This is a genomic window from Microbacterium marinum (assembly GCF_014204835.1).
In the GTDB taxonomy this organism is placed as follows: domain Bacteria; phylum Actinomycetota; class Actinomycetes; order Actinomycetales; family Microbacteriaceae; genus Microbacterium; species Microbacterium marinum.
Map to the genome: position 1 here is coordinate 1,369,130 of NZ_JACHMD010000001.1, position 19,069 is coordinate 1,388,198.

The 19,069-nt window shown below is 70.3% G+C and carries 20 protein-coding genes; 14 read left to right on the top strand and 6 right to left on the bottom strand.

Features of this window, described 5'->3' with window-relative positions; genetic code table 11:
* Positions 1-112: 112 nt before the first annotated feature.
* Genes BKA24_RS06610 through BKA24_RS06620 form a run of 3 tightly spaced genes read left to right on the top strand, consistent with a single transcriptional unit; the run spans position 113 to position 2,259 of the window.
* Positions 113-1,129: a Gfo/Idh/MocA family protein gene (locus tag BKA24_RS06610; RefSeq protein ID WP_184216322.1), complete on the top strand. Its 1,017-nt coding sequence runs from the start codon at positions 113-115 to the stop codon at positions 1,127-1,129.
* A gap of 25 nt (positions 1,130-1,154) precedes the next feature.
* On the top strand, positions 1,155-1,454 hold the full coding sequence (locus tag BKA24_RS06615) for a Dabb family protein (protein WP_184216324.1): 300 nt from the start codon (positions 1,155-1,157) through the stop codon (positions 1,452-1,454).
* A gap of 46 nt (positions 1,455-1,500) precedes the next feature.
* A complete protein-coding gene (locus BKA24_RS06620; RefSeq protein ID WP_184216326.1) occupies positions 1,501-2,259 on the top strand; it encodes a hypothetical protein in 759 nt (252 codons plus the stop codon).
* Here the strand turns inward: BKA24_RS06620 and BKA24_RS06625 are convergent.
* A complete protein-coding gene (locus BKA24_RS06625) occupies positions 2,256-3,344 on the bottom strand; it encodes an alkene reductase (protein WP_184220524.1) in 1,089 nt (362 codons plus the stop codon). The two genes, BKA24_RS06620 and BKA24_RS06625, sit on opposite strands and share 4 nt — an antisense overlap.
* Before the next feature lie 61 nt (positions 3,345-3,405).
* On the opposite strand from BKA24_RS06625, the gene BKA24_RS06630 reads away from it, so the two are divergent.
* The 4 genes from BKA24_RS06630 (at position 3,406) to BKA24_RS06645 (ending at position 5,758) form a co-directional block, all read left to right on the top strand.
* On the top strand, positions 3,406-4,125 hold the full coding sequence (locus BKA24_RS06630; protein WP_184216328.1) for a Type 1 glutamine amidotransferase-like domain-containing protein: 720 nt from the start codon (positions 3,406-3,408) through the stop codon (positions 4,123-4,125).
* 126 nt (positions 4,126-4,251) lie between these two features.
* The gene (locus tag BKA24_RS06635) at positions 4,252-4,641 is read left to right on the top strand and encodes an aldo/keto reductase (protein WP_246367049.1); all 390 of its coding nucleotides are present in this window, start codon (positions 4,252-4,254) and stop codon (positions 4,639-4,641) included.
* 134 nt (positions 4,642-4,775) lie between these two features.
* A complete protein-coding gene (locus tag BKA24_RS06640; RefSeq protein ID WP_184216330.1) occupies positions 4,776-5,576 on the top strand; it encodes an SDR family NAD(P)-dependent oxidoreductase in 801 nt (266 codons plus the stop codon).
* Between the two features lie 2 nt (positions 5,577-5,578).
* A complete protein-coding gene (locus BKA24_RS06645; protein WP_184220914.1) occupies positions 5,579-5,758 on the top strand; it encodes a hypothetical protein in 180 nt (59 codons plus the stop codon).
* Positions 5,759-5,772: 14 nt separating this feature from the next.
* Here the strand turns inward: BKA24_RS06645 and BKA24_RS06650 are convergent, their stop codons facing one another.
* Entirely contained in the window at positions 5,773-6,714 is a 942-nt protein-coding gene (locus BKA24_RS06650; RefSeq protein WP_221417290.1) for a LysR family transcriptional regulator, read from the bottom strand.
* An 80-nt stretch (positions 6,715-6,794) separates the two neighbouring features.
* Between BKA24_RS06650 and BKA24_RS06655 the strand changes: the two genes are divergently transcribed.
* The gene (locus tag BKA24_RS06655; protein WP_184216332.1) at positions 6,795-7,484 is read left to right on the top strand and encodes an aspartate/glutamate racemase family protein; all 690 of its coding nucleotides are present in this window, start codon (positions 6,795-6,797) and stop codon (positions 7,482-7,484) included.
* A 13-nt stretch (positions 7,485-7,497) separates the two neighbouring features.
* Here BKA24_RS06655 and BKA24_RS06660 read toward each other — a convergent pair whose 3' ends face one another.
* Complete coding sequence (locus BKA24_RS06660) at positions 7,498-7,761, bottom strand: hypothetical protein (protein ID WP_184216335.1); 264 nt, start codon at positions 7,759-7,761, stop codon at positions 7,498-7,500.
* A 266-nt stretch (positions 7,762-8,027) separates the two neighbouring features.
* On the opposite strand from BKA24_RS06660, the gene BKA24_RS06665 reads away from it, so the two are divergent.
* The 4 genes from BKA24_RS06665 (at position 8,028) to BKA24_RS06680 (ending at position 10,671) form a co-directional block, all read left to right on the top strand.
* Positions 8,028-8,819, top strand: a complete 792-nt coding sequence (locus BKA24_RS06665) for a hypothetical protein (RefSeq protein ID WP_184216337.1) — start codon at positions 8,028-8,030, stop codon at positions 8,817-8,819.
* Positions 8,797-9,210, top strand: coding sequence for a phage holin family protein (locus BKA24_RS06670; protein WP_184216339.1), 414 nt, complete (start codon positions 8,797-8,799; stop codon positions 9,208-9,210). The genes BKA24_RS06665 and BKA24_RS06670 overlap by 23 nt, the downstream gene beginning before the upstream one ends.
* Positions 9,207-9,770, top strand: coding sequence for a DUF3618 domain-containing protein (locus tag BKA24_RS06675; protein ID WP_184216341.1), 564 nt, complete (start codon positions 9,207-9,209; stop codon positions 9,768-9,770). Before BKA24_RS06670 ends, BKA24_RS06675 begins: the two co-directional genes overlap by 4 nt.
* A gap of 79 nt (positions 9,771-9,849) precedes the next feature.
* Positions 9,850-10,671: an SDR family NAD(P)-dependent oxidoreductase gene (locus BKA24_RS06680; protein ID WP_184216343.1), complete on the top strand. Its 822-nt coding sequence runs from the start codon at positions 9,850-9,852 to the stop codon at positions 10,669-10,671.
* A 25-nt stretch (positions 10,672-10,696) separates the two neighbouring features.
* Here BKA24_RS06680 and BKA24_RS06685 read toward each other — a convergent pair whose 3' ends face one another.
* The 3 genes from BKA24_RS06685 to BKA24_RS06695 form a co-directional block, all read right to left on the bottom strand.
* The gene (locus BKA24_RS06685; protein ID WP_184216345.1) at positions 10,697-10,996 is read right to left on the bottom strand and encodes a rhodanese-like domain-containing protein; all 300 of its coding nucleotides are present in this window, start codon (positions 10,994-10,996) and stop codon (positions 10,697-10,699) included.
* Positions 10,997-11,108: 112 nt separating this feature from the next.
* Positions 11,109-13,154 carry an ABC transporter ATP-binding protein gene (locus tag BKA24_RS06690; RefSeq protein WP_184216347.1) on the bottom strand — a complete coding sequence of 682 codons (2,046 nt, stop codon included), beginning with the start codon at positions 13,152-13,154 and terminating at the stop codon, positions 11,109-11,111.
* Positions 13,151-14,878 carry an ABC transporter ATP-binding protein gene (locus BKA24_RS06695; RefSeq protein WP_184220534.1) on the bottom strand — a complete coding sequence of 576 codons (1,728 nt, stop codon included), beginning with the start codon at positions 14,876-14,878 and terminating at the stop codon, positions 13,151-13,153. The genes BKA24_RS06690 and BKA24_RS06695 overlap by 4 nt, the downstream gene beginning before the upstream one ends.
* A gap of 1,276 nt (positions 14,879-16,154) precedes the next feature.
* Here BKA24_RS06695 and BKA24_RS06700 point away from each other — a divergent pair.
* Positions 16,155-17,165 carry an SDR family oxidoreductase gene (locus tag BKA24_RS06700; RefSeq protein WP_184216349.1) on the top strand — a complete coding sequence of 337 codons (1,011 nt, stop codon included), beginning with the start codon at positions 16,155-16,157 and terminating at the stop codon, positions 17,163-17,165.
* Between the two features lie 147 nt (positions 17,166-17,312).
* Positions 17,313-19,067 carry a nucleotide-binding protein gene (locus tag BKA24_RS06705; protein ID WP_184216352.1) on the top strand — a complete coding sequence of 585 codons (1,755 nt, stop codon included), beginning with the start codon at positions 17,313-17,315 and terminating at the stop codon, positions 19,065-19,067.
* Positions 19,068-19,069 lie beyond the last annotated feature (2 nt).

Below are 19,069 nucleotides of genomic sequence, written 5' to 3' on the forward strand. Positions count from 1 at the left end.
GAGCCCGCGGGGCTCTCCCGAAGGGACGCGCAGCGCCCTTGACGGGCTCGTAGCGGAGTGCAACCCCGTGGACTGCTCGACGCCTGACGCCGGGTTCCGACAGGATGGCGGGATGCCTCTCCTCCCCGCACCCCGCCTGATCGACCCCGCCGCCGTCCCCGCCCTGCGGTGGGGTGTCGTCGGCACCGGCATCGCCGACCGGTTCGTGCACGCCCTCCACGTCCACACGGGGCAGCGCGCGGTCGCCGTCACGGCGCGGGATGCCGACAAGACCCGCGCGTTCGCCGACGCCCACGGCATCGGCCGCGTGCACCGGTCGGTCGCGGACCTGGTCGGTGACCCCGAGGTCGACGTCGTCTACGTCGCCACCCCGCATCCGCTCCACCGGGAGCAGGCGCTGGCGGCCATCGCGGCCGGCAAGCACGTCCTCATCGAGAAGCCGATCGCCCTCACTGCCGCCGACGCGACCGAGATCCTGGCCGCGGGGCGCGCCGCCGGGGTCCTCGTCGCCGAGGCGATGTGGACGCGCTACCTGCCGCAGGCTGACGTCATCCGGCAGGTGCTCGCCGCCGGCACCCTCGGCAAGATCGACCTCGTCCGCGCCGACTTCGGCTCGCTCGTCCCGTTCGACCCCACCGGCCGCATGTTCGATCCCGCCCTCGGCGGCGGTGCCATGCTCGACCTCGGCGTCTACATCGTCGCGTTCGCGTCGTCCATCATCGGGCCGCCGAGCACGATCCGCGCCGTCGGCACCCTCGCTCCCACCGGTGTCGACGACAGCGCGACGATCGCCCTGAAGACGGATGCCGGGGCGCAGGCCGCGCTCACGACCACCTTCGGCGCGGTCACCCCCGTCGAAGCGACCGTGTTCGGCTCACGGGGGCGGCTCGACGTCCTCGCACCGTTCTATGGCCCCACCGGTCTGCGGCTGCAGCTGCACGGTGCCGACGCGGAGATGTGGCACGACGACGCGCTCCCCACCGTCCACGACGGCCTCGGCTATCAGGCCACGGCCTTCGCCTCGTTCGTCGGTGAAGGGCTCGTCGAATCGCCGCTGCACCCTCACGACGAGGTCGTCTCGGTGCTCGCGACGATCGACGAGGTGCGCCGACAGATCGCCGCCGACTGACCGGGCGGGGTTAGCCTTGGTCGCCATGACCATTCAGCACACCGTCGTGTTCGCGCTGCACCACGCCGAGGCCTCCTCGGAGGAGAAGACGTTCCTGACGGACGCCCAACGGTCGCTGTCGGCGGTTCCCGGCGTGCAGCAGTTCCGCATCAACCGTCAGGTCAGCGACAAGAGCGACCTGCGCTGGCAGTTCACGATGCTCTTCGACGACCAGGCCGCCTACGACGCGTACAACGAGCACCCCGACCACGTCGCGTTCGTCGAGAGCCGCTGGCAGCACGAGGTGCGCGACTTCCAGGAATACGACTTCGTCGCCAGCGACTGACCCGGCCGCACTTCCGTCGCCGCGGGCGGTCTGCGACACTGGCCGCATGCACCGCCGGGGGGTCGCCGTCACGGGGCTCGTCATCGCGGCCGCGATGCTCTCGGCCTGCGCGCCCGTGACGGTCTTCAGCGCGCCCGACGGCTCCACCCGCACGCTCCGCTGGGCCGACTACCCGGGGAACGCGGGCACCGACGCCGATGCAGTCCGCGGCGTCTCGGACCTCGGCGACCTCGAATCGCACGCGGTGCAGCTGTCCGATCGCATCCGCGACATCGTCGAGGAGGAGAGCGGCATCGTCCTGCGCCGCGCGGACCTCACCGACCCGTACTCCGAGACCTTCTCGAACGGGTACGGGGGAGAGAGCGAGTACGTCACCTTCTCGCTCCCGACCCTCGCGGCCGAGGCCGTAGCGGCCGAATACGCGACGTGGGTCCGCATCCATCAGCGGGTGTCGGCGCTCGCCGAGGACGCGGGCGTCGGGCCTCTCGTCCTCGAGCAGGACCAACCCGGGTTCCGCGGCGACCCCGGGCAGCAGGCCCGGTTCGCCGAGTGGTGGGCTACCACCGTCGACGGCGAGTACTCGATGCTCTCGGCGTTCAGCATGACGGAGGCCCAGTCGTTGCACCTGGTGATCGAGGACCCGACGCGGCGTCTCGACGCGACGGCGGAGGAGAAGGCGGTGGGCCCGTCCATCCGCGTGGAGTACAGTGCCGTCGTCATCCCCGACGACCGGCGCGCGCACTTCGAAGAAGCGATCGCACCGTTCGAGGGGGCTCCGAAGCCCGACGGCACCGAGTGGGATTAGCGCTCCGCGCGCACCTCGGCGAGCGACGGGTAGTCGGTGTAGCCGACGGCCCCACCCGTGTAAAAGAACTCCGGCCGCGGCTCGTTGAGCTCGGCCCGCTGCTCCCACCGGAGGGCGAGGTCGGGGTTCGCGATCGCAGGTCGGCCCACCGCCACGGCGTCGGCCCAGCCCTCGAGCACGAGCTCCTCGGCCTCCTCACGCGTCGTGACCGTGCCGAAGCCGGAGTTCACGATCGACGGTGCGGCCGCCTCGTGCCGGATCCGCTGGACGATCGTGCTCTTCGGGTCGGCGTGCAGCAGGTCGACGAACGCGAGCCCGAGCGGAGCCAGGCCCTGCGCGAGCGCGGTGTACGTCGCGAGCGCGTCGGCGTCGTCGGTCTCGAGGACCCCGGGGATCTGGTGCTGCGGGGAGAGACGGATGCCGGTGCGCCCCGCACCGACCGCGTCGGCGACCGCGCGGGTCACCTCGATGGCGAAACGTGCGCGGTTCTCCGGGGACCCGCCGTAGGCGTCGTCGCGGACGTTCGACTCGGGGGAGAGGAACTGGTGCACGAGGTAGCTGTTCGCGCCGTGGACCTCGACACCGTCGAGACCCGCGGCGATCGCGTTGCGCGCCGCCTGGACGAACTGCTCGACGACCTCGGCGACCTCCGCCGTGCTCAGCTCATGGGGGACCGGCAGCGCGACCTTGCCGTCCCGGGTGCGTCCCTCGCCCGGCGAGGCGATCGCGCTCGGGCCGACAACACGGTCGACGCCCGAGATCTCGGGATGCGACACGCGACCGCCGTGCATGAGCTGCATGACGATCGTGCCGCCCTCGGCGTGCACGGCCTCGGCGACGCGGCGCCAGCCTTCGACCTGCTCGGGCGTCTCGATGCCGGGCTGGCCGAGGTACGACATCCCCTCGCGCACCGGCCACGTGCCCTCCGTCACGATGAGTCCCATGCCGGCGCGCTGGTGGTAGTACTCGACCATGTCGTCGGTCGGCACGCCGTCGTCGCCCGCACGCGTGCGGGTCAGCGGCGCCATGACGACGCGGTTGGAGAGGTCCAGATCACCGAAGACAGCGGATTCGTACAGGCTCATGCTGAGGGGGAACGACACGGGCCGGCCGTCGTATTCCGGGCGGCCCGATACGATCGCCGACATGCCCACCTCAGCCCACCCCGCTCGTGTCCACCTCCTCGGCGGCGGGCGGGACGACGCGCTCCTCGTCCCCCTGCTCGCGGACGCGCTCACCGGAGCGACACGGGTGCGCGCGCTGCTCGTGATCGAAGCGGACGACGACGAATCGGTGCCGCGGTGGCGTCGGCTCATGGACCTCGCGGGCTCGGCCGACGCCGACGTGGTGAGCCTCGTCGAGGGTGACCGGTTCGCCCCCGAGATTCTGGACGACGTCGGCGCGCTCGTCGTGGGCGGCGGCCTCACCCCGACCTACGCGCACGCGTTCGCCGACATCGCGCCGCTCGTGCGGGAGCGCGTGGCGGGTGGGATGCCGTACGTCGGCTTCTCGGCCGGCGCGGCGATCGCGGCATCCGAGGCCCTCGTCGGCGGGTGGCTGCTCGACAGGGTGCCCGTCGCGAGTGCGGATGCCGGCGAGGAGGAGGACGAGCTCCTCGTCATCCCCGGACTGGGTCTCGTGCCCTTCGCGATCGACGTCCACGCCGCGCAGTGGGGGACGGTCACCCGGCTGACCGCCGCCGTGGCCGCGGGACTCGTCCCGGTCGGCTACGCCGTCGACGAGCACACCGCGCTCGTCGTCACCGACCCGGATGGCGATCCGACCGTCGCCGGGGTCGGCGCCGCTTGGCACGTCGCACCCGACGGGCGGTCGGCCGTCGTGACACGGCGGACCGCCCGCGGGTGAGACCGGCTCACTCGGCCGGAGCGGCGTCCTCACCCCCGTCTGACGAACACCACGCAGCCTGCGCAGTGGTCCGGAACGTTCCGCCTCGGCGGTGACCTCGAGGTCACCCGCCTCGGCTACGGCACGATGCAGCTCACCGGCCCCGGGGTCTGGGGCGAGGTGAAGGCCGCGCGGCAGATCGCCGAGATCGTCAGCGTCCAGAACCTCTACAACCTCCAGCATCGTGACGCGGAGGAGCTGCTCGACTGGTCGGAGGAGCAGGGCATCGGGTTCATCCCGTGGTTCCCGCTCGCGACCGGCGGTCTCACCGGTCCCGATTCACTGCTGACCGACATCGCGGAGCGCAAGAACGCCACTCCTGCACAGATCGCTCTCGCGTGGTTGCTGAAGCGTTCGCCGGTGATGCTCCCCATCCCGGGGACGTCGAGCGTCGCCCACCTGGAGGACAACCTGCAGGGCGCGACGATCGAGCTCACCGACGACGAGTTCGCCGAGCTGTCGTCTCTCGGAGGCTGAGCCTGCGGGGTGCGCCGTCTACCCACGACCGGGAGGCGGCGCAACCCCTCGGCCTTCGCGGGCCGACGCGCCTACCGTGGCGACGAGCACTCGCCGATCACGCTGATCCGGCGACGGACACGGGAGGACACGCCATGGACCTGGGCATCGCCGGGAAGACCGCACTCGTCACCGGAGGCGACTCCGGCATCGGGTGGGAGACCGCGCGTCTCCTGCTCGCCGAGGGGGCCACCGTCGTCATCAGCGACCGGAATCCGGAGAAGCTGGATGCCGCCGCCGCGAAGCTCGACGCCGGGGGTGGTGCCCTCCACGCCTTCGCGGCCGATCTCACCGATCCGGCAGCGGTCGCCGACCTCCACCGGCAGACGCTCGACGCCGTCGGGCCGATCGACATTCTGGTCCAGGCCGCCGGGATCACCGGAGCGCAGGGACTCTTCCACGAGATCGACGACGCCGGCTGGTCGGAGACCATCGAGGTCGACCTGCTCGGGCCGGTGCGACTCGTCCGCGAGTTCCTGCCGGACCTCCGGGTCGGCGGCTGGGGCCGGCTTGTCTTCATCGCCTCCGAAGACGCCGTCCAGCCCTATGACGACGAGCTCCCGTACTGCGCCGCGAAAGCCGGCATCCTCGCTCTCGCCAAGGGGCTCTCTCGCTCCTACGCTCGCGAGGGTCTGCTCGTGAACGCTGTCTCACCGGCGTTCATCCACACGCCGATGACGGACGCGATGATGAGCAAGCGCGCGGACGAATTGGGCGTCTCGGTCGACGAGGCGATCGAGAGCTTCCTCGACGAGGAGCGCCCCTACATGGAGCTGAAGCGCCGCGGCGAGCCGGAGGAGGTGGCCGCCGTCATCGCCTTCCTGTGCTCCGACCGCGCATCGTTCGTGAACGGGTCCAACTACCGCGTCGACTCCGGCTCCGTCGCCACCATCTGATCATGGCCGGAGGAGAGATCGTCCGCCGCACCGAGATCACGACCGTCTCGCGGTGGGAGAGTCGCGACGCCATCGCCGCGTTCGCCGGATCCGACATCGATGCAGCCGTGTTCTACCCGGAGGACGACCGCTTCCTCCTCGAGCGCGAAGAGCGGGTGCGTCACTACCGGCACCACGGCTGACGCCGCCGCGGAAGTCAGCCGGCCGCGATCCGCAGCGCCGCGAGCATCGCGGACACCGCGGGAACCGATGCGGCGCCCGGGCGGGTCAGAGCCAGAACCCGTCGGGGTGGCTCGCCGACGATCGGCACCGTCGCCACAGCCGGGTTGCGGCTCGCGGAGAGAGCCAGAGCCGGCAGCACAGCCACAGCCAGATCATCCGCAACCAGTGCCTGGACCACGACGTAGTCGTCGGTGCTGTGCCGGATGTCGGGATCGAATCCATGCCGCGCCGCCGCGTGCAGCAGGTGCCGGCGGCAGTTCACGCAGCCCGCCACCCAGCGGGCATCCGCCAGTGAAGCCAGCGTGACCTCGCTGTTCGCGGCGTGCGGATGGGATGCCGGAAGGACAGCCAGCAGCGGGTCATCGGCGAGTGAGAGCGCCTCGAACCCGCTGAGGTCGAGTTCCTCCTCCGGGTACGCGAACACGATCGCGACGTCGCAGTCGCCCCGGCCGAGGGTTCGGAGCGCTTCCGGGGGTTCGAGCTGGGTGAGTTCCAGATCCAGCCCCGGATGCCGCGTCGCCAGCCCACGGACAGCGGGGGAGACGAGCGTCGCCATCGCCGACGGGAATGCGACGACGCGAACCCGGCCCGCCTCGGCTTGCGCGTGCGCCCGCAGTGCACGCTCGGCATCGCGGAGGGTGGCCGCGACGGCATCCGCATGGCGGAGCAACTCGAGCCCTGCTGGGGTGAGCTCGATGCCGCGGCCGCGGCGGGCGATCAGGGGCACGCCGTGCGTCCGCTCGAGCCGCCGGACATGCTGGCTGACGGCCGGCTGCGTCCAGCCGAGAGCGTCGGCAGCCGCGCTCATCGACCCGTGCTGGCCGACGGCGCGGAAGACGAGCAGCGATCGCGGATCCACCGGCGCACCGTCGTCCCCCCGGTCGACGATCGCGATGGTGTCATCGGCATGACTCATGGTGATCTCCAAGCGGCGGTTTGGTCTCGCCCAACAACTATGACGTAGACCACCAGGCTCGCGGCCCGGAGGATCGAAGCATGAAGACGATCGGCATGCTCGGCGGGATGAGCTGGGAATCGACGGAGCTTTACTACCGGCTCGCGAACGAGGCGGTCCGTGAGCGCCTCGGCGGATTGCACTCCGCGCCCGTCCTCCTCGACTCGGTCGACTTCGCCGAGATCGCCGATCTCCAGCGGCGCGGCGACTGGGCATCCGCCGGACGGGCGCTCGCCGAACGCGCCAGCCGGCTCGAGGGCATCGGCGCCGACCTGATCGTGCTGTGCACGAACACGATGCACAAGGTGATCGGAGACATCGAAGCGGCCGTCCATGTGCCGGTTCTGCACATCGCGGACGCCACGACGGCCGCCGTCGCGAGCTGCGGCATCCGTCGCGTCGGGCTGCTCGGCACCGCATTCACCATGGAGCAGGACTTCTATCGCGATCGCATGGCCGGCCACGGCATCGAGGTCATCACCCCGGACGCCGAGGACCGTGCTCTCGTTCACCGTGTGATCTTCGACGAGCTCGTGCACGGCGTCGTCGACCCTCGCTCCCGGCAGGCCTACGGCCGGGTCGTCGAACGCCTGGTGGCCCGCGGCGCGGAGGGCGTCATCCTCGGTTGCACGGAGATCGAACTCCTCGTCGGGCAGGACGACTGCGCAGTCCCGGTCTTCCCGACCGCCGCCATCCACGTCGCCGCCGCGGTGGAGATGGCCCTCACCTGAGGCCGAGCATCAGCTAGAGATCCTCGAGCAGGTGGATGCCGAAGGGGAGCTCGGCCTCGTCGGGATCCACTGGCTCCGCCTCGACGGTCGTGGTGATCACGACTCGCGTTCCCGGCGTGATGAGCGCGGCGACCGGCCGACCGCCGGCGGCCGTGAAGTCGACGAAACCGCCGCCCGCCAGCAGCGCAGCCTCGATGTGCTGCTTCAGCCCCGGGATCGCGCCGGGGTCGTCGAACTCGAAGCGGTCCTCGTCGATGGCGATGATCGGTCTGCCCATGCGGTGTCATTCCCCCTTCGCTCGCGGCGACGTTACGGTGGCACCCCCTCGGCGCACTGGGGCTTGACAGCATCGATTCGGAGGCGGACCCTACGGCTCGCGCAGGCACCGGGCACGGGCACGGGCACCGGGCGCTTGCGCGGGACCCGCGCTCGCGCGCATTCTGTGCCACGGATCGCACCTCGACGCAAGCCCCTCCACTGCAGGATCGAACGCTCCGACAGTTGCCTCCTCAGGACATCCGTCCCCCCAACGAAGGAGCAACCATGTCAGTCGGAAACGCACCCGCTGGTTACGGGGAACCCGACGCCGGATCGGGAAAAGTCGATACCGCGAAGCAGGAGGCCGCCGCCGTGAAGGACACGGCCACGGATGCCGCGAAGAACGTCGCGCACACCGCGAAGGACGAAGCCGCGTCGGTCGCCGGTGAAGCGAAGTCGCAGCTCAAGGACCTATACGCACAGAGCCGCACCGAGCTCGGTGACCAGGCGGCGACCCAACAGGCACGTCTGGCCACCGGCCTGAAGTCGATGGGCGATGAGCTCGGGTCGATGGCACGCAATTCTGAGGGCGGCGGCGTCGCGACCGACATCGTGCAGCAGATCGCCACCCGTGTGTCCGATGCCGCGAGCTGGCTCGACACCCGCGACCCCGCCTCCGTTCTCGACGAGGTAAAGCGGTTCGCCCGGAAGCGCCCGCTCGTCTTCATCGCCGGAGCGGCGATCGCCGGTCTCGTCGCCGGGCGCCTCGTGCGCGCCGTGGCTTCGAACCAGCACGACGCGGGACAGGATTCGGCCGGAGTGTCGACGACCCCCGCGGTTCCCGCGATCGCACCGGCATCCACCCCCGCCGGCACCACCCCCGCCGCCTCCGCCACCGGCGTCGGCTACGGCGCCGCCACCACGACCCCCGCCGACCCGCTCGGCGGCGGTCCCGCGAACACGGCGTCGGCACCCGCCGCACTCGACGCGGAGGAGACCCCGCTCTACAGCGAGTCCGCCGCATCGTTCGACCAGGCACGCCAGGAGGCTCCGAATGAGCGAAACGACACCTTCTGAGCAGAAGGCGGCCTCGACGTCGCTCGGTGATCTGCTCGGCGAGGTCACACGCAACCTCTCGACGCTCATGCGTCAGGAGATCGCCCTCGCCAAAGCGGAGCTGAAGGAGACGGCGACGACATCCGCGAAGGGCGCCGGCATGTTCGGCGGCGCGGGATACGCGGCATCCATGGTGGTGCTGTTCCTGTCGCTCGCCCTCTGGGCCGGTCTTGCCTACCTGGTCGGCTGGGGATGGTCCGGCGTCATCGTCGCCGTCCTCTGGGCGATCATCGCCGCGATCCTCTTCGTGGTCGGGCGCGCACAGATGAAGAAAGTGAACGGGGCACCGCAGACCGTGGAGACGCTGCAGGAGATCCCCGAAACGTTCAAGAGAAACGAGGAGAACCGATGAGTGAGTCACCCGACGCGATCCGCGCCGACATCGAACGCACCCGAGCCGAACTCGGCCTCGACGTCGACGCACTGGCCGACAAGGTCAGCCCGTCGAAGATCGTCGACCGTCAGACGAGCAAGATCAAGGGCGCTTTCGGCTCCGTCCGAGACAAGGTCATGGGGGCTGCCGACGACGCCGGCTCGTCCGCCTCGCACCTGGCCGACTCCGCATCCGGTGTCGCCCACGACGTGAAGGCGAAGGCAGAGGGCAACCCCCTCGCCGTCGGCCTCATCGCCTTCGGGGCGGGGCTGCTCGCTGCCTCCCTCGTGCCGCCGTCTGCCAAGGAGAAGGAGCTGGCGGAAGCCGCCAAGGAGCAGGCGCAGCCGCTGATCGACGAGGCGCGCGACATTGCGAAGGAGGCCGCCGAGCACCTCAAGGAGCCGGCGCAGGAAGCCGTCGCCGCCGTCCAGGACCGCGCGCAGGAAGCGGTCGAGACGGTGAAGGCCGAGGGTTCGGATGCCGCCGGTCAGGTGCAGGACCGGGCCTCCGAGGCGCAGGGCAACGTCACCCACAGCTGAGCGGTGTCCAGAGCCGGGGCGGGAGGGATCCCGCCCCGGCTCTGCGCTCGCGTGCAGCCGCGACTGACACACTCGAACCATGCGCACCATCGTCATCACCGGAGCCAGCGACGGCATCGGCGCCGCAGCCGCGCGCCAGCTCGTCGCTCGCGGCGACCGAGTCGTCCTCGTCGGTCGTTCCGCAGACAAGACGCGGCGACTCGCCGACGAACTCGGAATGCCGCACCATCTCGCCGACTTCGCCGAGCTCGCACAGGTCCGCCGCCTCGCCTCGGAGCTACTCGCCGAGCACCCCCGCATCGACGTCCTCGCCAACAACGCCGGTCGTATCTTCGGTGCCCGCACCCTCACCGCCGACGGGTTCGAGCAGACCTTCCAGGTGAACCACCTCGCCGGCTTCCTCCTCACGAACCTCCTCCGAGAGCGACTGGTCGCGGGAGCGGCATCCGTGATCCAGACCTCCAGCGCGGCCGCCCGTTTCTTCTCCCGCTTCGACGTGACCGATCTGAACGGCGCACGGCGCTACTCCGGCCGAACGGCGTACGGCAACGCCAAGCTCGCGAACGTGCTGTTCACCCGCGAGCTGCAACGTCGGTGGGGGAGTGACGGAGTGAATGCCGCGGCGTTCCACCCTGGTGTCGTCGCGACCCAGTTCGCGGCGAACGTTCCCGGCCCGTTCCGCTTCATGTACCACAACCCGCTCACTCGACGACTGCTGACGACGACCGAGGAAGGCGGCGCGAGGCTCGTGTTCCTCGCCGCCGGCACGCCCCGCCTCGACTGGCTGCCCGGCGCGTACTACGAACGCGACGTCCCCACGAGGTCGCACCGTCTCGCCCTCGATGAGCATGTCGCCGGCGAGCTCTGGGAGCGCAGCGCCGAGATGGTCCGTCTCGGCTGAGCGTCGAGGCGCCGACGCCGCTGCGTCAGGGGTGCGCGACCGGGCGACCCTCGGCGATCCACGTGCCGGTGCCGCCGTCGACGTTGGTCGCCTCGATGCCGTGGTGCTCCAGGAACGCTGCGGCACGGGCGCTGCGACCGCCTGCCTGGCAGATGAGGTGCAGGTCCTCCAGCTCGCGGAGCTCGTCCACGTGGTCGGGCACGGTGGCCAGCGGGATGTTGCGCGCACCCGGGACGTGACCCGAAGCGAATTCGTCCGGCTCGCGGACGTCGATGACGTTGGCGGGAGAGGCTGCGGCGAGCTGCGCCGTGGTGATCGAATGCATGCTCCCATCTTCGCGTATCCATCGCGGAACGGATGCGGGGGGAGGGTCCGTGGCCTCGTCGGCGGCTTCTGACAGCTGCTCGCGCCGAAGCGCTGAGGGCCCGCGCCCCGCCTCACTTCGCCGGAACGGCCGACTCGTCCACGAGGTCGTCGTGCGCCTGCTCGAACTGTGACCGGTACAGGCGGTAGTAGGCGCCTTCGGCCGCGATCAGCTCGTCGTGCGTGCCCTTCTCGACGATGTCGCCGTGCTCCATCACCAGGATGAGATCCGCGTCGCGGATCGTCGACAGGCGGTGGGCGATTACGAACGAGGTGCGTCCCTCGCGCAGCGCCGCCATCGCATGCTGCAGCAGCAGTTCGGTACGGGTGTCGACCGAGGAGGTCGCCTCGTCGAGGATCAGCACCGCCGGCTGCGCGACGAACGCCCGGGCGATCGTGATGAGCTGCTTCTCACCGGCCGAGACGTTCGAGGCGTCCTCGTCGAGGACGGTGTCGTAACCCTCGGGAAGGGAACGGACGAAGCGGTCCACGCGCGTCGCGACGGCGGCATCCTCAATCTCCTGGTCGCTCGCCGACGCGCGTCCGTACCGGATGTTCTCGCGGATCGTCCCGGCGAACAGCCACGGATCCTGGAGCACCATGCCGGTGCGCGAACGCACCTGATCGCGCGTGAGCGCGGCGATGTCCTGACCGTCGAGGAGGATGCGACCGCCGTCGAGCTCGTAGAACCGCATGAGCAGGTTGACGAGCGTGGTCTTCCCCGCGCCGGTCGGTCCCACGATCGCGACCGTCTGGCCCGGTTCCACCCGGAAGGAGAGATCGCTGATCAGCGGACGCTCGGGCGTGTACGCGAACCGCACGTGCTCGAACTCGATGACGCCCTGACCGCCCTGCAGCGTCGGCGCGTCATCTGCGTCGGGGTCCTGCTCCTCGGCGTCGAGGAGCTCGAAGACGCGCTCCGCCGAAGCGGTGCCCGACTCCACGACCGCCGCCATGCCGCCGAGCTCCGACAGGGGCTGGGTGAACTGCTGCGAGTACTGGATGAACGCCTGCACGTCTCCCAGCCGCAGCTGGCCGCTCGCGACCATCAGCCCGCCGAGCACCGCGATGCCGACGTAGGTCAGACTGCCGACGAAGGTCATGCTCGGCATGATCATCCCCGACAGGAACTGCGCCTTGAACGCGGCCTGGTAGAGCTCCTCGTTCTCCTGCTGGAACTTCTCCTGCGCGTCCGCTTCGCGGCCGAACACCCGCACGAGCGAGTGCCCCGAAAAGGATTCCTCGACGCGTGCGTTGAGTCGGCCGACCTTGCGCCACTGCACGCCGAAGGCCTTCTGCGACTTGGGGCCGATGACACCGAAGATCACGCCCATGAGCGGAAGGGCGATGAGGGCGACGACCGCGAGCTGCCACGAGATGGAGAACATCATGACCAGCACGCCGACCACGGTGAGGACCGCCGTCAGGGCACCGGAGAGCGATTGCTGCATCGTCTGGGTGATGTTGTCGATGTCGTTCGTGACCCGCGAGATCAGCTCTCCGCGCTGCACCTTGTCGAAGTGCGACAGGGGGAGCCGGTTGAGCTTCGCCTCAACGCTCTCGCGCAGGCGCCACATGGTGCGGACCATGATGACGTTGATCACGTAGCCCTGGAGCCAGGTGAGGACAGCGGATGCCACGTAGATCACGAGCACCCAGGTGATCACGACCTTCAGCGCGTCGAAGTCGACACCGGCGCCCGGCGTGTAGTTCTGCATCGCGCCGACGATGTTGGCGAATTCGTCCTGCCCCGCCGCACGCAGCGCCTCGACGGTCTGCTTCTGCGTCAGGCCGGCGAAGGCGTCCTGGCCGCCGATGGCACGCGACACGACGCCCTCGAAGATGAGGTTCGTCGCCTCGCCGAGCACCTTGGGGGCGATGACAGCGAGCACGACGCCGATGGCGCCGGCCAGTGAGACGAGGGCGAACACCCACTTGTAGGGCGCGAGCAGCCCGATCATGCGAACGAAGCTCGGACCGAAGTTCGAGGCCTTGCCGGGGGCGACGGAATCCCAGTCGCCGCTCGTCTGGCGGGCCTGTTCGGCCAGCTCCAGTTCGAGCTTTTCGTCTTCGCTGAGCTCCACCTCGGGAGCCGCGGTCTTCACTCGACGCGCGCTCATGCGTCCACTCCCAGCTGCGACTCGACGATCTCGCGGTAGGTCTCATTCGACGCCAGCAGCTCGTCGTGCGTGCCCACTCCCACCATCCGCCCGGCATCGAGGACGACGATGCGGTCGGCGTCGGTGATGGTCGACACGCGCTGCGCCACCACGATCTTGGTCACGTGCGGAAGCTCTTTCCAGAGGGCTTGCCGCAGCCGTGCATCGGTCGTGAGGTCCAGCGCCGAGAACGAATCGTCGAAGACGAGCACGTCGGGCTGATGCACGATCGCGCGGGCGATCGAAAGCCGTTGCCGCTGCCCGCCCGACACGTTCGTGCCGCCCTGCGAGATGCGTGCGTCCAGTCGGTGGTCCATCTCCTCGACGAAGTCGCGACCCTGTGCGATCTCGAGCGCGTGCCAGAGGTCGTCGTCCGTGGCATCCTCTCGACCGAATCGCAGGTTCGAGCCGACGGTGCCGGTGAACAGGAACGGGCGCTGCGGGACGAGGCCGATGCCCTGCCAGAGCACGTCGAGGTCGGCTTCGCGGACGTCGACGCCCGCGACTTTGACCGATCCGCTCGTGACGTCGAACAGGCGGGGGATGAGGGAGACGAGCGTGGTCTTGCCCGCACCCGTCGACCCCACGATCGCCACGGTCTCGCCGGGAGCGGCGCGGAAGCTGACGCCCTCGAGAACGGGGGAGTCCGCGCCGGGGTAGGTGAAGGTCACGTCGTCGAACTCCACCGACCCGGGGGACGGGAAGTCGCGGACGGGGTTCGCCGGCTTCGTGAGGCCCCCTTCGACCCTCAGCACCTCGCCGATGCGATCGGCCGAGACGGCGGCGCGCGGGATCATGATCGTCATGAAGGTGGCCATCAGCACGCCCATCAGGATCTGCCCGATGTACTGCATGAAGGCGAACAGGGTGCCGATCTGCACGTTGCCCTCGTCCACCTCGATCCCACCGAACCAGATGACCCCGACGACGGTGACGTTGAGCACGAGCATCGCCAGCGGGAACATCAGCACGAACAGCGAACCGACCTTGCGACCGACGATCATGATGTCGGTGTTCGCGCCGCGGAAGCGCTCTTCCTCGATCCGCTCGCGCACGAAGGCGCGGACGACACGCACGCCGGTCAGTTGCTCCCGCATGATGCGGTTCACGTTGTCGAGCTTGACCTGGTAGCTGCGGAACAGCGGCATCATGCGGCTGATGATCAGCGCGCCGATGATCAGCAGGGTCGGGACGGAGACGCCGATCAGCCAGCTGAGCCCGACATCCTGCTGCAGCGCCATGATGATGCCGCCGATTGCCAGCAGGGGAGCGGTGACGAGCATGGTCGCGCCGATCATCGCGAGCATCTGCACCTGCTGCACGTCGTTGGTGTTGCGGGTGATCAGCGAGCCGGCGCCGAACTGGGTCACCTCGCGCTCCGAGAAGCCGCTGACCTTCTCGAAGACGTCGCGCCGGATGTCGCGACCGAGGGCCATCGCGGCCCGGGCGGCGAAGTAGGTGGCGATGACGGATGCCACGATCTGGCCGAGCGCGATTGCGAGCATGAGCACGCCGTGCGACCAGATGTAGCCGATGTCGGCTTGGGTCACGCCGTTGTCGATGATGTCGGCGTTGAGGCGGGGGAGGTAGAGCGCGGCCATCGCGGACGCGAACTGGAAGAGGAGGACGCCGGCCAGCAGCCAGCGATAGGTCCGGAGGTACCGGACCAGAAGGGTCCACAGCATAGAAACAGCGTGCCACCGGCCCCCGACATACGCGTCCCCCTGCGGGTGGATGTCCGCTGACGGCGTAGCCCGGGCCTCATAGGATGTCGCCGTGACCACGCCCCCAGCCGCCGGCCCCGACTCGGAGACCGGCGTCGCGTCCGCGCCGGCTGCGGGCGAGCCGGCGGGGGCGAGGACGCGCCGGGGCGCGCGATGGGTCGGCAGCATGACCGATCGCGTGCCGACCGGGATGTCTCCCAGCCGGCGTCGCAGACGCTGCGGCACCGTGCCGTACCGCTGCCTGGCGCGCTCGGCCAGTTCGCCCCGCCACTGCACGCCCTGGGGTGAGACGGCCTGACCGTAGACGACACCGGCGATCGTGAGCCACGCGAGGGGGACGAGGATCAGGTCGCCGACCTCGGCCAGCACATACCCGACGGCATCCCATGCCCATCCGAGCGGCGCGAACCAGCCCCCGACCGTCTCGCGCACGTCGCCCAGCCAGACGATCGCCTGACGCGAGTCGACCCAGGCCGACACCTGGCCGAGCGCGTCGCCGATGAAGTACGCCGCGAGGAAGACCCAGAGCGCCTCGAGATACGTCGCCCCGACGGCGCTCCACCGCGGCAGGCGGGCGCGCCAGCGATTCCACGCCCAGCGGCCCGCGAAGGCGAGGACGACCACCGCGATCGTCCACACGTCCCATCCGAGCTGGTCCACCGCGCCCGACGTATCGATCTCGACGCCTTCGACCGAGGCCACGAAACCGCGAGCGTCCTTCACGGTGAGCGCGGTGTCGAGGTACGTCGCGACGTCGTCGCGAAGAAAGCCGAGCACCGCGTAGACCGCGATGAACGGCAGCACCGAGGAGAGCACGGCGTCGCGGAAGGCGAGGCTCCGACCCCGCCGGTCGGCGGGGGGAGAAGCGATGACCCCCAGGCGCACCATCCCGTCGCGCAGCACGAGGAACATCGCCACGACACTGATGAGCTTGGCGAGGATGGGAAGCGGAAGCAGGAGGATGCCGCTGATCGCGGAGTACCCGCCGACGTATCCGGCGAGTTCGAGACCCGCATAACGGGCGAGGGTGCCCGCCAGGAACCAGGCGATGAGCGCGGGCCAGTGCGCGGCGAGGAGTCGCCCCGTCATCACGATCACCGCTCGCACTCACCCTAGCGAACCGCGCACAGCCCCGTACCGCATTCGGGCATCCGCGACAACCATCGCGCGATCGCGTCGCCGCCGTCGGAGGATGGCCTTCCGCCGGACACGACCCGCCGGTGGAGAGGAGAGCGACATGACCGCCGAAGCACCCCGGGGAGTCGCCGTCGTCACGGGCGGCAGTGCAGGGCTCGGGCGGGCGATCGTCCGCGAGCTCGCCGCTCGCGGCTGGGACGTCGCGGTCCTCGCGCGAGGACAGGACGGGCTGGATGCCGCAGCGGCGGAGATCCGCACGGCGGGACGACGCGCGCACACCGTCTCGGTCGACGTCTCCGACAACACGGCGCTCGACCGCGCGGCATCCGAGGTGGAAGCGGAACTCGGGCCGATCGACCTCTGGGTCAACAACGTCATGACGGGCTCGATCTCCCCGTTCCTCGACACCGCTCCCGAGGACTTCGACCGCGCCACACGGGTGACCTATCTCGGCGCCGTCAACGGCACCCGCGCCGCCCTCACCCGCATGCGCCCACGCGACCGCGGCCACGTCATCCAGATCGGGTCGGCCCTCGCGCACCGCGGCATCCCGTTGCAGGCGGCGTACTGCGGAGCCAAGCACGCCATCGACGGCTTCACCGACTCGGTCGTCTCGGAGCTCACGCACGACGGCAGCGCCGTCGCCGTGTCGATCATCGACATGCCGGCGCTGAACACCACCCAGTTCGGGTGGGTCAAGTCACCGTTCGCGCACCACCCGCAGCCCGTCCCGCCGATCTATCAGCCCGAAGTCGGCGCGCGCGTCGTCGCCGATGTCGCCGACCGGCCCCGCCGTCGCACGTGGGTGGGGGAGTCGACCGTCGGCCTCGTCCTCGGCACCCGGTTCGCCGGACGGTTCTTGGACTGGTACCTCGCGAAGAACACGTGGGAAGGCCAACTCGCGATGGACAAGCCGGCCCCTTCGACGCCGCCGAACCTGTATGAGCCGATCCCGGGCGACCACGGCGCGCACGGCGCCTTCGACGACCGCGCACGCGGTGACAGCGTCCAGACGTGGGCACTGCGTCACCGGCGGTCCCTCGCGGCCGCCGGTTCCGCCCTCGCAGCGGCGGCGCTCGCCGGGGCGACGGCCGTCATCCGCCGCCGCTGAGCCCGCCCGGACGCCGGTGACGATGGCGACGGCGAGGGCGTGAGCACCGGAAATCCGGGCCTCGCAGGATAGCGTGGGGGATGCGCCGCGCGCACGGACCGGACACGATCGTCCACCGCCGCCGGATGCGCCCCGAAAGGAAACCCGATGAGCAATGCCAGCGAAGCGCCCCGCGCGCACGCGCACGTCACCGGCGACTCCGCGCAGATCACCACCGTGAACGGTGCCATCGAGAACGTCACGGCGCCCGACGCCGACGGACTCCGTCGCGCCATCGTCGATCGGGTGCGAGCGGATGCCGCGTCCTCCGGCACGACGCTCGAGCTGCACACCACCGGCGACCGCGGCACCCACGAACTGCTCGTCGACCCGGACGGCGAGCTCATCGCGATCTACGACGACCGCACCCTCACCCGCGCCGAGCTCCGCCAGCACGCCTGGTGGGTCACCGACGTCGAGCCCGCCGCGGACGAGGGGCCCGTGGATGAGCCTGCCGCGGACGAGGAGCCTGCCGAAGAGCCCGTTGCTGAGGACGAGGAGCCCGCTGCTGAGGTGCGTTCGGACGAGGACGAGGTGACCGACATGATCGCCCCCCGCGCGGCATCCGACCCCGGCGACGACGACGATCTCGACGAGGACACCTTCACCGCGCGCATCTCCATCTCGCGCACGGCGGCGGTCCCGAGCGTGCCGCAGTTCTTCCTCCCCGCGGCGGCCGAGCCCCAGACGCGCGCCATCGACGACGCACCCGAACCAGAGGGAGCGCCCCGCGTGACCGAGATCCCCGCCGACGAACCCGTCGTGCCCGCCGAGCCGTCGCCCGAACCCATGTCCTCGCCCGAACCCGTGTCCGAGTTCGAATCCCAGCCTGCGGTGGCGCCCGAGCCCGAGCCGGTCCCCGTGTCCGCCTCCCCGATGGCGTCGGGAATCGGCGACACCCTGCCCGACGTTCCCACGACCGCGTCGACCGCGGTCGCCGGCGCCGCTGTCGCGCGCCCCCGCTTCATCGACCCCGCTCCCGAGCACCCCGCGACCGTCACCGGCTGGCGGGCGCTGTTCGCCAAGCTGGGTCTCCCCGTCGGTCCGTCCAAGGCGGAGATCGAGCGCGCCGAGCGCGAGAAGGCCGTGTCGCGGCAGTGGGCGGGATGCCGCGCCATCGCCGTCGCGAACGGCAAGGGCGGTGTCGGCAAGACCATGACGACCGCCGTGCTCTCGGCCGTGTTCGCGCGGCACGGCGGCGGCAATGTCCTCGCCTGGGACAACAACGACACCCGCGGCACCCTCGGATGGCGTACCGAGCAGGGCGACTACGACACGACGATCCGCGACCTCCTGCCGCAGGCGCGGCAGCTGCTCGAGGCGACCGCGTCGGTCTCCGACATCTCGCGCTATGTGCACCACCAGTCGATCGACCGGTACGACGTGCTGCGCTCCAACCCGGAGCTGCTCGCCGCAGACCAGCGGATCACGACGGCCGACTTCGATCTGCTGGCGCAGGTCGCCGCCCGCTACTACCGGATGGTGATCTTCGACTCCGGCAACGACGAGTCCGCCGATCGCTGGCTGCGGATGATCGACTCGGCGCACCAGCTCGTCGTGCCGACGCTCGCCGCTCCCGAGTCCGCGGAGTCTGCCGCCCTTCTCCTCGACGCGCTGCGCAAGCGCGACGAGCACTCGCGGCGTCTCGCCGAGGGCGCTGTGGTCATCGTCGGCCAGTCGGAGAAGTCGAGTGCGGCCGCCGTGCAGCAGATCGCCGCCGGCTTCGAGGGGCACGTCCGCGCCGTGCAGGTCATCCCGTTCGACGATGCGCTGAAGGCCGGGCGCATCCGCTACGACGCCCTCCAGCCGAAGACCCGCGACGCGTGGATGCAGGCGGCGGCTGCCGTCGCAGACGGACTGTGACC